The organism is Microcoleus sp. Pol17C6, from assembly GCF_036701145.1.
Classification (GTDB): domain Bacteria; phylum Cyanobacteriota; class Cyanobacteriia; order Cyanobacteriales; family Microcoleaceae; genus Microcoleus.
In genome coordinates, this window is sequence record NZ_JAUBQH010000011.1 from 1 (window position 1) to 12,450 (window position 12,450).

12 protein-coding genes are annotated in these 12,450 nt (G+C 46.9%); 6 read left to right on the plus strand and 6 right to left on the minus strand.

All coding sequences use genetic code 11. The features are described 5' to 3' along the window. Positions 1-490: 490 nt before the first annotated feature. From QUA25_RS08005 to QUA25_RS08015, 3 genes are all read right to left on the minus strand, one after another. On the minus strand, positions 491-2,653 hold the full coding sequence (locus QUA25_RS08005; RefSeq protein WP_333036923.1) for a ShlB/FhaC/HecB family hemolysin secretion/activation protein: 2,163 nt from the start codon (positions 2,651-2,653) through the stop codon (positions 491-493). Positions 2,654-2,732: 79 nt separating this feature from the next. Next, entirely contained in the window at positions 2,733-2,858 is a 126-nt protein-coding gene (locus tag QUA25_RS08010) for a hypothetical protein (RefSeq protein ID WP_333036924.1), read from the minus strand. A gap of 227 nt (positions 2,859-3,085) precedes the next feature. Further along, positions 3,086-3,952 (minus strand): DUF928 domain-containing protein, encoded by an 867-nt coding sequence (locus QUA25_RS08015; RefSeq protein WP_333036925.1) that lies wholly within the window; start codon positions 3,950-3,952, stop codon positions 3,086-3,088. Positions 3,953-4,374: 422 nt separating this feature from the next. Here QUA25_RS08015 and QUA25_RS08020 point away from each other — a divergent pair, with 422 nt between their 5' ends. Further along, positions 4,375-6,066 (plus strand): transglutaminase domain-containing protein, encoded by a 1,692-nt coding sequence (locus QUA25_RS08020; RefSeq protein WP_333037006.1) that lies wholly within the window; start codon positions 4,375-4,377, stop codon positions 6,064-6,066. A 108-nt stretch (positions 6,067-6,174) separates the two neighbouring features. Further along, positions 6,175-6,315, plus strand: coding sequence for a hypothetical protein (locus QUA25_RS08025; protein ID WP_190736053.1), 141 nt, complete (start codon positions 6,175-6,177; stop codon positions 6,313-6,315). A gap of 351 nt (positions 6,316-6,666) precedes the next feature. On the opposite strand, the gene QUA25_RS08030 is transcribed toward QUA25_RS08025, so the two are convergent. Both QUA25_RS08030 and QUA25_RS08035 read right to left on the minus strand, forming a co-directional pair. After that, positions 6,667-7,653 carry an aldo/keto reductase gene (locus QUA25_RS08030; RefSeq protein ID WP_333036926.1) on the minus strand — a complete coding sequence of 329 codons (987 nt, stop codon included), beginning with the start codon at positions 7,651-7,653 and terminating at the stop codon, positions 6,667-6,669. A 143-nt stretch (positions 7,654-7,796) separates the two neighbouring features. Then, positions 7,797-8,690, minus strand: coding sequence for an alpha/beta fold hydrolase (locus tag QUA25_RS08035; RefSeq protein ID WP_333036927.1), 894 nt, complete (start codon positions 8,688-8,690; stop codon positions 7,797-7,799). Positions 8,691-8,923: 233 nt separating this feature from the next. Here QUA25_RS08035 and QUA25_RS08040 point away from each other — a divergent pair, with 233 nt between their 5' ends. Beyond that, entirely contained in the window at positions 8,924-9,286 is a 363-nt protein-coding gene (locus QUA25_RS08040) for a hypothetical protein (protein WP_333036928.1), read from the plus strand. Positions 9,287-9,387: 101 nt separating this feature from the next. Beyond that, positions 9,388-9,876, plus strand: coding sequence for an anti-sigma regulatory factor (locus QUA25_RS08045; RefSeq protein WP_333036929.1), 489 nt, complete (start codon positions 9,388-9,390; stop codon positions 9,874-9,876). Between the two features lie 272 nt (positions 9,877-10,148). Here QUA25_RS08045 and QUA25_RS08050 read toward each other — a convergent pair whose 3' ends face one another. Continuing rightward, positions 10,149-10,424 (minus strand): DUF6439 family protein, encoded by a 276-nt coding sequence (locus tag QUA25_RS08050; RefSeq protein WP_006631172.1) that lies wholly within the window; start codon positions 10,422-10,424, stop codon positions 10,149-10,151. A 118-nt stretch (positions 10,425-10,542) separates the two neighbouring features. On the opposite strand from QUA25_RS08050, the gene QUA25_RS08055 reads away from it, so the two are divergent. Both QUA25_RS08055 and asnS read left to right on the plus strand, forming a co-directional pair. Next, positions 10,543-10,908, plus strand: coding sequence for a DUF2203 domain-containing protein (locus QUA25_RS08055; protein WP_333036930.1), 366 nt, complete (start codon positions 10,543-10,545; stop codon positions 10,906-10,908). Between the two features lie 113 nt (positions 10,909-11,021). Further along, a complete protein-coding gene (gene asnS, locus QUA25_RS08060) occupies positions 11,022-12,413 on the plus strand; it encodes an asparagine--tRNA ligase (protein WP_333036931.1) in 1,392 nt (463 codons plus the stop codon). The last annotated feature ends 37 nt before the right edge of the window (positions 12,414-12,450 follow it).

Here is a 12,450-nt window from a genome sequence, read left to right on the forward strand (position 1 = left end):
TTTTGGCTGGCATACATTCTAACTAATGAGCGCTTATTTTATATTTATATTATACAATCTAGCTGCGTATCAGCTTAGTTGTCAGAAAAAATTATTTATGTTAAGGACAAACTCTATCATTTTTCATAATCTTTGTCTGTCATTGGCTGCGTCAAGGATGAGGAAAAGACGTTAAGGGATGTAACTGGAATCGGCGGCGGGGCGTTGGCTCGTCGATGTTATTATCTTTTGACTGGCTGAGTGTGGTGTGTAAAGCGAGCTGATTTTTCTCAAGGGACAGCTACCTGGGTGTAATACCAACTCCGGTAGCGTGGGAATTAATATTACCCCCAGTCAGGACACCGCGAGTGCCTAAGTCCTCATATGTTGCACCATTCTCAATTAGCCTTTTAGGAACAGGCAAGATGCCTGTTCCACAAGAAAATTTATATTTTGTGGAACAGGCATCTTGCCTGTTGCTGACAATGCTGCCAGATATCAGTAAGTCCCTTTAGGGTGTATAAATTATGTTGAAGTAAATGCCGTTATCTTGCAGATTGTCGCCTTTATCGCTAATTCTCACCAAAGGAAAAGCGTAATCTACGCGCAGGTTCACCCGTTGTATCGGTTCCCAGATTACCCCCAAACCTAAACCTGCTAAAAAGGTCTGATTGGTTAATGTATTAGGATTGTTCGCAACGTTCCACACCGTACCCGCATCCAAAAAGGGAGCTAATTGAAGTTTGGGATTTCCCGAAGCATCGCGCTGCAAAGTAATCCGATCTTCGATCGAAACTCTGAAGCCGTTATCGCCAGAACGGACATTTTGGCGGTAGCCGCGCAAAGATTGTCCGCCGCCAATTACAAATTGCTGGGAAGGCAACAAACTATTAGCTGACAACTGCAAGTCTGCCTGCAAAATTAATAAATGTTTGTCATTCAATCGCTGTACTCGCTGCACTTGACCCAGCCAACTCAAAAATTGTCCGTCCGGATCAGAACCTTCGTTTTGAGTAGCATCAAACAAGCTAGTGCCGATCGTAAATTGCGATCGCAAGGCCCAAGCGCCCTGCGGGTCGCGCCGAATGTAGTCCTGTCCCAGCTTAATTGCACTCGTAGTGGTGACACCATTGGAGTCCGGGCCGATGCCAAAAGGAACCGGTTCGCCGGCGAGAAAAGTTCTACCTGTCTGATAAGTAAAACCGGCAGACAAGGCAAATTCTTCGATCGGCGTTCTCCGCAACGGCTGGCGGTAACTAATTTCAAATAAATGCGATTTTCCCGAAATGTCAGCACGGTTAAAAGGTGGTTGTACGATACTGTTGCGATTCGGCGCCGCCCTCAATTGCAAAGTGCCGTTCATCGCATTTAGCGGCACGCGATAGCTGAAATCAAACACGTCTGAATCGCCGAGTGATCGATAATAAGCCCCTGCCAGTTCGTCGCCATTTCCTGTTATATTGCGGTGCCGCAAACTAACTCCCAATCTTTCGGAACCGACACTGGGAGGCGAGTAATTGTCAATGCTGAAAGTAGGTTGAAACGGATTAGCTTCCGAGATTCGGACTATCAGAATGCTCTCGCCTTCATTATCCCCAGCCCGCAGACTGGCTTCTACATTGTCAAATAAAGGATCGACTCGCAGCAGCCGGAGTTGGTCTTCTAATGAAGCTGTGCTTAAAGGCATTCCCGCCCCGAGTCGAATCCGGCTGCGGATGTAATTTGGATTCAATCTTTTAGTTCCTTCTACCTCAATTCTGGCTAGCTTGCCTTCAATCACTTGAATTTGGACTACCCCTGCTGTGATAGTTTGGGGCGGCAAGACTGCTCTCGAAGTGATGTAGCCACGATTGAGGTAAATTTCGGTAATTTTGTCGGCGATTTGTTTGAGCTGTTCTAGGGTGGTAGAACGGCCTTCTAAGGGGTTGACTAAGGCATTAATTTCGTCTTGGCTTAAAATTGTGCTGCCAACTACTTGAATTTTCTGCACCTCAATTGGTGTATTCGGCAGCGTTGAGGGAACTGGCGACGGGGACGGCGGCGTTACTGTGGGTGGTACTTGGGGAGGTTCTGGGGAAGGCTGCGGGGCCGGTTGCAGAAATCGATCACGATTTGGATCTGGCTGAGTCGGTGGCGACGGTAACAGCCGATCTGGTAGTTGATCGCGGTTTAAGTCGGGCGGGAGGTTTCCCGGTGGCGTCTGCGGGTTCTGGGCTAAAACATGATTGCAATGTAGCTGGTTCTGACATTGGGGATCGTTGTCAACCAGATTTGTTTGTTCGGGCAAGATGCCCGCACCACAATCAGTTTCATCGATTGTGGAACAGGCATCTTGGCTGTTCTCGGCGGGGTTCGATTGTGTTTCTGGTTCAGGGTTGCTCTCGATCGCATCGGGAAGCTGATTTAAGTTTGTTGCTGTTTCATCCTGCTTGATTTCCAGTTTTTGCAGTGCTAATACTTGATTGCCCGTATCTGCTGAGTTGTCAGCGGCGACGGGCAACAGAGAAATATCGTTTGTTTGGGATATAGCTTTATTGGCGTAAAAGCAAACCATCGGGAGCGAAGTTAGAAGTGAAATCCCCAACCGAAATAGTGCAATATTTGCATTCGGGCGCATAATTAATAATTTCTCTAAAATAAGTTTGTCGGCTGCTTGACTATGCCAGTTTATCATTTAGTATTAGACGAAATTTGACCATCAAAATTTCCACAGTCCGGCTTTCAAGATGCCAGCCGTCCGAACTGCTTGCTGATCAGTACACAAATTTTAATTGATTTAGGACGATCGACCAAACAACCCGCAACAGCCAAAAATCATCTGTGGCCCTGCCAAATACCGCGCTCGAAACCGAGTTTTTCGTACTTGCTGCACCAGTCATACCATTTGAGATTCGAGATTTGGCAATGACTCGCCCAAAAACGGATACCGTGCCCCGAACGCTCATCAGTGTAGATCATAAAATTTTAGACTCCTGTTCCTCATCCCAGATTCAATGCAGCAAGTAAATCTAAAATCTAAAATCTAAAATCTAAAATCGACTGACTGATGGCAATCACCGTTTGGGGCTTGCCTACCGTTGCATTCTTTTTTGAAACTGGTGTTTAATTATTTTCTTGTGATAGGCATTAACTCACTTGCGACTAAGGGTTCTTGGGCTATTTTGCCGAGTTCGACTGAGTTCAAGAGTGCTGACCACTTGATCGCTAAACTGGCATCGCTGGGAGACTCGATACGCAATTGAGCTAGAGTTGCCAGGTACTCGTACCAAAGACGTTGTTGGGCGAAGATACTGAGCTTGGTGCGATCGGGCGATCGATCCAAGTCTGTTTGCACGGTTGGGGCGAGTGCGGTGCGGTTGATCCACCCGGAAACGAGAACATCATCTGTTGTATTTTTTGGGTTGCATTTGATAGTAAAGTACCATTGATAGTTTTTGCCAACTTCCAGCGCTGGCGAGTTGTCGTCGGAGGCGAGGCTGACGCTAACTACACCTGCACGGCTAGTTACCATGCGAAAACTTTTTTTGTATAGTGTTTTGTCCCTTTCGTCTGCTAACTCAAACTGAACTGTTTTGTCGAGGGCTACAGGAAGGTAGTAGAAAAAAGTTGGCTTTGCTGATATGGTTTGCCCCATAGTTGATTGGGGAATCAAGGCAGTTAAGGTAGTTGTGGCCGTGGGGCATTCTAAGCCGCGGGTTCCTCCCCCTTCCCGCCTTCCGGGTACTCCGTCCTCCGGCGGTTGAAAGCTATTCCACGTGGAACCCGTTGGCTGAATGTTCGGTCTGCTTCCGCTGGTTTCAGGGGGTTGAACTGTTTGCCAGTTGAGGGGTAGCTGCCGTGGTGAGGGGCGCTTGACAATGTTTGCGGGGCTGTTGAGAGCCTCTGCTGGTATTAAAACACTACCGGCGGCAACTGCCTCTAAAGACAGAATTAATGAAAGAGCACCGATATTTAGAGCAGACTTCAAAGCCATGACGAACCTGCCTTTTGATGAACCTAGGAACTTTATCGCACGGTTTTATTCTATCCAAGGTTTTGATGGATATAGTAATCTGTTGTACTTAATTTATATCTTTAGGCAGATACGATTATTTTGGTCGCTGTGCTCAACATAGAATTCTGTGTCGCCTTTGTCAGTGGTAGCTTAGTAGTTATACTTACTTCCATTCACGGCAGCAGGTTGGGTTGAGCTTGTTAAACCCAACTTTGACAAAGACTCATATTCGGGTTCTTTTAACTCTAGCAAGAGGATACAAGGCGCCTTTTCGTAAAAACACCCGGTTGATGCGTCAATCCTGGATATCAGGAAACTCGGCAATTTTTCTGGTGAACCTCAAGCGATCGGCTACAAGTCAAAAATCAGGTTTTCTGTACAATAGCGGCAAGAAATTTAGCATGAATCTCGATTCACCTGTTCTCTCGGACAAACAGCCTTCGGGGCTGCGGATGGTCAGACCCATCGGAGTCTTGGCACTGCACGGCATTGCTTTTTTAGGAAATAGGTTGTTCGCTGTCGATCGCGCCGAAGGGCTGCTATTGGAGATCGATCGAGAAAGTGACAACACTACTGTTTTGAATCCTTATCAAACGGCTAAGTTTGCGGGCGCAACCGGGCTGGCTATTTCGGAAGATACTCTCTGGTTTGCGCGAGATGAGGATATTTGTTGCTGTCGGGGCGCAGTTCGGGACGGGGCGATCGCTGAACTTAAACCAGAACATTTTGTTTCACTTTCTTATCCTGCTGACGGGATTGCTGTGTGGAAATCTACGCTTTATGCGACTTGCCAGAGATTAAACTCGATTCTGGTTTTTGACCTGAAAACAGGTCGGGAAATTACTCGGTTTTACGCTCCCGGTATAGGGGTGGAAAATATCACAGTCCGGGATGAGGAAATTTGGGTTTGCGACAAGACTGAGCAAACTGTTTACTGTTTGGAACGGGCAACTGGGGAGATTAAATTTAGCGTTTTGACTCCCTTTGAGTCGCCTTCTGGTTTGGCTTTTCACAAGGATTCCGAAACCGGGGAGGAGGTTCTGTACGTGGCTTATGCCGGGGATGAACTTTACATCCGGGATGACCCGAATTCGGAAGATCCTTTTCAGTTGACGAAGCGCGATCGCACTTTTATTCAGCCTTTGTCTTTTCACTACAATGAAGCCGAGCGCTACGCTCTGTCAAACGGTTTTTTGATGGAAATGTCTTATGTGGAGGAACTGTCTCCTCTCGATGAGGTAGAAATCGAAAATTTGGAGTGGCGGATTGCTTTGCCTTCGGAAACTCATCGGCAAAAGGTAAGGAGTGTTACGCCTATCGGAATGCCTTTTACTGAGGAAATTCAGGAAGGGGAACGGGTGGCGGTGTTTAAGTTCGATCGACTGCGCCCTGGGGAACGCCGGATTTTTGGCTGGAAGGCTTTGTTAGAAGTTCGATCGATTAAGTATCAGTTGTCACCTAGGGATGTCGAAAAGATTCCTAAGCTATCGCCGGAGTTTGCAGCTAAGTATTTGGTGGATAATGACAATTTGGCGATGGATACGGAGATTGTGCGATCGGCTGCTGTGGCTGCCATTGGCTCGGAAACTAATATTCTGAGGCAGTTACTGAGCATTCGCAATTTTGTTTACGACCAACTTTCTTACGGGATTAGGCCTCACATTGACACTCCCGATATTGTATTACGCCGCGGCATCGGTTCTTGCGGCGAGTACGTGGGGTTGTTGTTGGCTTTGGCAAGGTTGAACGGGATTGCTTGCCGCACGATCGGGCGCTACAAGTGTCCGGCTTTTGCTGACAGAAAAGGTGTGTCGCTGGAGCCGGATTTCAATCACGTTTGGCTGGAATTTTACATTCCGGGTTTTGGCTGGGTGCCGATGGAATCTAATCCTGATGATATTCAAGACAGAGGCCCTTATCCTTTGCGATTTTTTATGGGTTTGGCTTGGTATCACGTAGAAATTGGCAAGGGAATTCGGTTTCAAAGTCTCACGAGCGGCGGTCTTCCTTTGAACAAGGAGGATGTTTCCGTGGGGAGTCTGGCAATTAATCATGTGAGGTTTACAATTTTGGAAGATTTGCCAGCAGTTTGAATCGAGTGTTAACAGTTAACAGTTAGCCGTCTATATTCAACTGTTAATTGTTAACATTTTTCATCTAAAATCGAAAGTAGACAATGTAACATCAGAGGAAGAGGGGTTGTGGAATTTTCGATTGCTAATTTTCTCGTTTTAGTGGCCTTTGTACTGCTGGTGACGGTGACTGGCGGGGTCGCTTATTTGACTTCTGTTGAGTGGCGCGATCGCAGGCGGTTAGATAAGGCTAAACGGAAAAAAAAGTAGCTTTTTGCTGTTGACAAAGTGCATTTTTTATGATAACAAACAAGGCGACCTGGTGCGATCGCCTTGTTTTGTGATTTGAGGTATTTTCACCGCAGATGATATTAAGTTTGGTAACATAAACGTTGTAGGTTCGTAGTGAGGACTTGAGTTTTCATACAAAACTATGATTCATATCGTTTCCGGTTGGATCGGAAGGATTTAACCACAGAGAAGGCAGAGAACACAGAGGGAGATAAGAGAGATGAATAATTCCGATGAAGCGTGGATTTGAGATCGCGGGCGTCTCGCCCGCGACACAATAAATACACCAAAACGAACACACAGGAAAAAGGAGATTTTGGAGTTGGTATTTTAAGTCCACTGTCTGAAAAATGTATTTTCTTGCCAAGCCGCAGCGGTGCGTTTTTCAAGTGCTGCCATTTCTGTTGTGTTCAGCGGTTTGAATGCTTGGGCAACTTTAAAGTTTTCTTCTAATTGCTTTACTGACTCGGCGGCGATGATGCAGCAGTGCACGCCGGGAAGTGAAAGCGTGTAGCCCATTGCTTGGTGCATTCCATCTAAAACACCGTTCTGAAATAATTTGCCATAAGCTGGTACTTTCATGGCTATGACGCCGATGTTTTTGGCTTTGGCAAGTGGTAAAGCGCTGGTAACAAAGGAGCGCGGGTGATGTTTTTCGGCGGCGTTGAGGGAGATTAATGTTGTGTCGAAAGGATAGCGCTCCAAGCCGGCCACAATGATAGCAGGTTCGTGGTGTCCGGTGATGCCGGTCAAACGAATTATTTTTTGCTCTTTGGCTTCTTCGATCGCCTTTATTGCTCCTTTAGCACTGAAAATTTGGTCTAATTCGGCTTGGAATGAGACGTGGTGGAGTTGCCACAAGTCGAGCCGATCGGTTTTCAATCTTTTGAGCGATTGCTCTAACTCTCTCCAGGCGCCATCTCTGTCTCTGGCGGCGGTTTTTGTGGCTAGGAATAGCCGATCTCGATATGGTGGCAAAACTTTGCCTAAGTTTTCTTCGCTGGGCCCGTACTCGGCCGCCGTGTCAAAATAGCGAATGCCTAGTTCGATCGCACGTTCAATTTGTACCGCCGCTTCTGCTTCTCTTCCCGCCTGCGACAGCGGTGTTTGTCCGCCTCCCCCCAAACCGAAAATCGGCACTTTCACGCCGGTGTTGCCTAACAGTCGTTCTGGCATTTTTATTGTGGTGGCTACCTGGTTATTGGGTGCGGCTGCGATTTCCAGATCCTGCTGTTCGATCGCCTTAGCACCTGCAATGCCGCTGGCAACAGCTATACTGCTCAATATAAAATTGCGACGAGTCTTTTTGCGGGTCATTGTTTCCGTCTCCTCAGAATATATGAGAGAAATTAACCGCGTTTGTGTTGGCACAATACATAAAATTTTACTGCAAATCTGATAATTTTCTCCCTCTCCGAGGGAGGAGAGGGCCGTGGGAAAATTATCTATGTGCCGATCGACTATTGGTCAATTATCCATGCGCGAATCAGTTCGTTTATCTGTTCTGGTACTTCGTCGTGGGGACAGTGACCAGCTTTGATAAAGTGTTCTGTTAACTGCGGATAGTGTTTGCGAAATTTAGCGCTTCTGTCTGTGGAATTCATCCACGGATCGCCTTCTCCCCAAAGCATTAGCAACGGGCAGGTTAATTGACTAAGTAATACGTCAATTTTTTCGCCTTGGGGTGTTCGGAATACGGAAGCGAATACTTTGGGGGCACCGGGATCGCAGGAGGGAAGGTAAATTTCTTCTACTAATTGGTCTGTGACGGCGCTTTGGTCGAGATAAACTTTTTCTAGGGTTTTCCGAATTGTCGATCGCTGGCGCACGTACTGGAACAGCAGAAAACTTGCCCAATCTTGCTGAAATAAAGTTTTAGCTACTGCTGATATGGCTTTTTGCAATGGCGGGGCTTCGGGTGCGGGCTGCGGTTCGCTGAAGGGGCCGGCGCTGTTGATTAATATGAGTCCGGCTGCTGATTCGGGGCGCTGGGCTGCTACACACAAGGCGGCGTAACCTCCGAGGGAGTTGCCCGCTAGTACGGCGGGTCGGCCGATGATGTTAGTGATAAAGTCGTGGAGTTGGTCGCGCCAGAGGTCGCCGCTGTACTGTAATTCGGGTTTTGCCGATCGCCCAAATCCGATCAGGTCGATCGCCCACACTTCAAAGTCTTTGCTCAGCCCGCTGATATTTTTGCGCCAGTGGTCTGTGGAGGCTCCAAAACCGTGAATTAACAGCAGGGGAGGGCGTTCTGGATGCCGATCGCTGGATCGAACGTAGTATACTGAATGCCCCCGCCACTGCCAGTAAGTGCCGGCTATGGGGGCTGTGGTGATGGCTGGGGTTGTTTGCATGATGTAAAGAAATAATTATTTACTTTAACTATTGTATCGCGACGCTCAGATTTATAAAGTTTGGCATCCGCGCCGGGCTTCCGCTAGCAAAGGATTCGTCAATGTGAGCGAGTTGGGATCTGGCGATCTTCCGCACTCAGGATTAATAAGTTTTGTAACGAATATTGATTTTGTGAGGGTCGCAGCAAGAGGAGATGTTTTGCCCGATCGCATTTAGGAAAATAAATCGGGTTTTGGCTGCAACATACCTAGGTATGATGATTTTGCTGTTTGGCGGCCTGAGCAAGTTCTGGGCAATGGCGCTTGCCCAGGGGCTGCGAGGGTCGAATCTGATGGGCGAGGGTCAAGGGATCGACTTTTTTATAGTTATTTACGAGCTTTTCAAGGTGGGGATCGTTTATTCAAGAGGTGTTGACGGCTTCGCGGATGCAGCTAGCCTCAGCGTTGCTAGTTGGCAAAAGTCAACCTCAAAAATTTCGCTGCTAGGAGAACTTATAAGTAAAATTACTGATAGTTCTCTGCAGAAGTTTCTCAGAATCGCTGAATATTTTGTGACGTTGTTTGCTGTTCTTAATTGCTTTGATACTCTAAGATAGAAGTAGAGCTGCGCCGCTCAATTAATTAGCATTTTGAATACTAGGGAGCCAACTATGCAGGGTGTGAACTTTATCCACCTGAAAGTTAGGGAGTTTTCTGAGTGATTGCTATTTCACCTCGTCCCGTCGGACGCAATTGGATTACGATTAGCTTCGCTTCTACCCTATACCTTTGTCCTATTTTGGATCTGCTCCTAGCAGAGCTTCCGGATCACTGGCAAGCGGAATTGCGGTTGGGGCTTCAAGAAGCTTTGGTAAATGCTGCTAAGCATGGAAACAAATTAGACCCCGGTAAAACTGTTGGAGTCCGTTTTTCGATCGTCCAAAACCAATATTGGTGGGTGATATCGGATGAAGGTTCTGGCTTTAAGGCTCCTTGCAGTTGCAACCTTTATACCGATGATTGCGACAGTCTCCTAGCAGAGGATGTTGCAGATGACTCTGGACTACCCCATGTGGAACAGGAATGCGGTAGGGGGTTGTTTATTCTTTACCAAATATTTGATCGGGTAGAGTGGAATTCTCAAGGTACAGAGTTACGGCTGTGCAAAGAACTTCCCAGTCGCTACCGACTGCCTCGCTTGCGCTAGCACCGCTATGAAAGCAGCAGTTTTCACCTCAGCTAGACCTGGAAATTTTTTCGTTTCCGGACTGAAGTTTGCAGTGAGAATTTGAACGCTCTGGCTATTGATAGCTGATCATAATGCAAAATGTGAGTTTTGAGTTAAAAAAGTATAAATCTTTTGAACTCACAATCGCGCTGCTCGATCGAGCGGCGCGATTGTCTAAGTTTTGAGCGACTAATCAAGTCAAAACTTCAAACTCTAAACCGCCCAGCGTTACGAACAACGGAGCAATCTAATTATTTGCCGTGGGTGGGACAGGGAGGAGCAGATATCGATCGATCCAACCATCCTGCTGCTTGGTTTAAGCGCGGGAGAGCTTCTTCTGGCTGTTTTTTAAGCAAAAACACCAAAGCGGCCGCAGCTTGCTCGCAGGCCCGCGCCGAACGGTTGGCTTTGAGGCGGTGCCAATCTTTTTCGTGGATGGCGAGGCGCGCGGCGAGAGCTTGGGCTAGTTCTACCGTGCTCAGCTCGTTGAGGTTGACAGTTTGGGTTGTTTGTGTAGTTTCAAGCATAATTGGCAATTATACGGATTTGGCTGCCGTTTCTGAATTTAAAAAATATACTGCATATAATAACAACTTAATTGGAAATCGGTTTTTTTTATTGTTATTGTCAGGTTTGCAGATCGAAATGCCTCAACAGCCGTCAGAGTTAAATCCGGAAGAGCAAGAAAGTGAGTTTGTTCAAGCGATCGCAGCAGTTGAGCGATCGCTCGCAGCACTCAAAGAACGGTACACTCAAATTCAGGTCGATCGACAGCGCCAAGTCGAACTCGGCCATCGGCGCGAAGAAATCCGCCAGTCGGGACGCCGAAATCCATTGCCGCAACTCAAAAAAGAATTGCGGGAAATTGAGCAAGAATTGGAAACTATCGAGTTGAATTTAGAAAGCAGCCTGTTTTCTTGGGGAAGCATAAAACAACCTTTTTGGCAAGCAGTTCGCTTTGGGGGACTCGGTATTTTGATCGGTTGGATTTTGAAATCCTATGCAGGTTGAACAATGTGGGGATTTTTGATTTTTTTATTTACCGCAGAGGGCGCAGAGGACGCAGAGGAAGAGAAAAGAGAGAAAGATGGTGCAAAATAAATATTAAATAAACAGGAGTGGATATGACAAATCAACGAATTGCAGCAATTTTGCGCGCAGGTGAACCCGACGAAACTGTAACTGTTCAAGGTTGGGTTCGTACCAAACGCGAATTGAAAGAATTTGCCTTTGTCGAAGTCAACGATGGTTCGGCCATGGCTAACTTGCAAGTAGTCATAAATTCCGATTTGCCAGACTTTGAAAATGTACTGAAACAACTGAATACAGGTGCATCTCTAGAAGTGTCGGGAGTGCTGGTAGCATCTCCAGCAAAAGGACAGCGAATAGAGTTGAAAGCCTCACAAGTACAAGTTTACGGGGATGCAGACCCGCAAACTTATCCGCTGCAAAAAAAGCGGCATTCCTTTGAGTTTTTGCGGACAATCGCGCATTTGCGGCCGCGCACAAACACCCACGGTGCTGTTTTTAGAGTCCGCAATGCTTGTTCGGCGGCGGTACACCAATTTTTTCAAGAACGCGGTTTTTTGTGGGTTCACACTCCGATTATTGCTGCTAGCGACTGCGAAGGTGCGGGGGAAATGTTCGCCGTTACCAACTTTGATTTAAAGAATGTGCCGCGCACTGATTCGCAAGAGGTTGATTATGCTAAAGACTTTTTTGGAAAGCGCGCCTATTTAACAGTTAGCGGCCAGTTGGAAGCGGAAGTTATGGCGATGGCTTTCGGAAATGTTTACACTTTTGGCCCGACTTTCCGAGCGGAAAATTCTAATACTTCGCGACATTTAGCTGAGTTTTGGATGATTGAACCGGAAATGGCTTTCTGCGATTTGCAGGGAGATATGGATTTGGCTGAGGCGTTTTTAAAGTACATTTTTAAATACGTTTTGGAGCATTGCCCCGAAGATATGGAGTTTTTCAACGAACGCATTGACAAAACGGTTTTGGCTACTGCTGAAAATATCATTAATAATCAGTTCGAGCGGATTACTTATACAGAGGCGATCGCACTTTTGGAAAAAGCCGACAAAAAGTTTGATTTTCCAGTGAGTTGGGGTTTAGATTTGCAGTCGGAACACGAGCGTTATTTGGCTGAGGACTTGTTTAAAAAGCCGACGATTGTCAGCGATTATCCCGTCGGGATTAAAGCATTTTATATGCGTTTAAATGAGGACGAGAAAACCGTCCGAGCCATGGATGTTTTGGCTCCTAATATTGGGGAAATTATCGGCGGTTCGCAGCGGGAAGAAAGGCTGGATGTGTTGGAGCGGCGCATGGAAGCCCAGGGTATGAATAAGGAGGAATTGTGGTGGTACTTGGATTTGCGCCGCTACGGTACTGTGCCTCACGCTGGGTTTGGTTTGGGATTTGAGCGCTTAGTGCAGTTTATGACTGGAATGGGGAATATTCGGGATGTGATTCCGTTTCCGAGAGCGCCTTTGAGTATTGATTTTTAGTTGAAAATTGTGAGCCAAAGAGGAGGGACACGGCATT

What these genes read in the sequence shown, in the direction of transcription:
- QUA25_RS08005 (WP_333036923.1), bottom strand. Translation starts at nt 2,653, where the DNA reads ATGATAAACTGGCATAGTCAAGCAGCCGACAAACTTATTTTAGAGAAA.
- QUA25_RS08010 (WP_333036924.1), bottom strand. Translation starts at nt 2,858, where the DNA reads ATGACTGGTGCAGCAAGTACGAAAAACTCGGTTTCGAGCGCGGTATTT.
- QUA25_RS08015 (WP_333036925.1), bottom strand. Translation starts at nt 3,952, where the DNA reads ATGGCTTTGAAGTCTGCTCTAAATATCGGTGCTCTTTCATTAATTCTG.
- QUA25_RS08020 (WP_333037006.1), top strand. Translation starts at nt 4,375, where the DNA reads ATGAATCTCGATTCACCTGTTCTCTCGGACAAACAGCCTTCGGGGCTG.
- QUA25_RS08030 (WP_333036926.1), bottom strand. Translation starts at nt 7,653, where the DNA reads ATGACCCGCAAAAAGACTCGTCGCAATTTTATATTGAGCAGTATAGCT.
- QUA25_RS08035 (WP_333036927.1), bottom strand. Translation starts at nt 8,690, where the DNA reads ATGCAAACAACCCCAGCCATCACCACAGCCCCCATAGCCGGCACTTAC.
- QUA25_RS08050 (WP_006631172.1), bottom strand. Translation starts at nt 10,424, where the DNA reads ATGCTTGAAACTACACAAACAACCCAAACTGTCAACCTCAACGAGCTG.
- QUA25_RS08055 (WP_333036930.1), top strand. Translation starts at nt 10,543, where the DNA reads ATGCCTCAACAGCCGTCAGAGTTAAATCCGGAAGAGCAAGAAAGTGAG.
- asnS (WP_333036931.1), top strand. Translation starts at nt 11,022, where the DNA reads ATGACAAATCAACGAATTGCAGCAATTTTGCGCGCAGGTGAACCCGAC.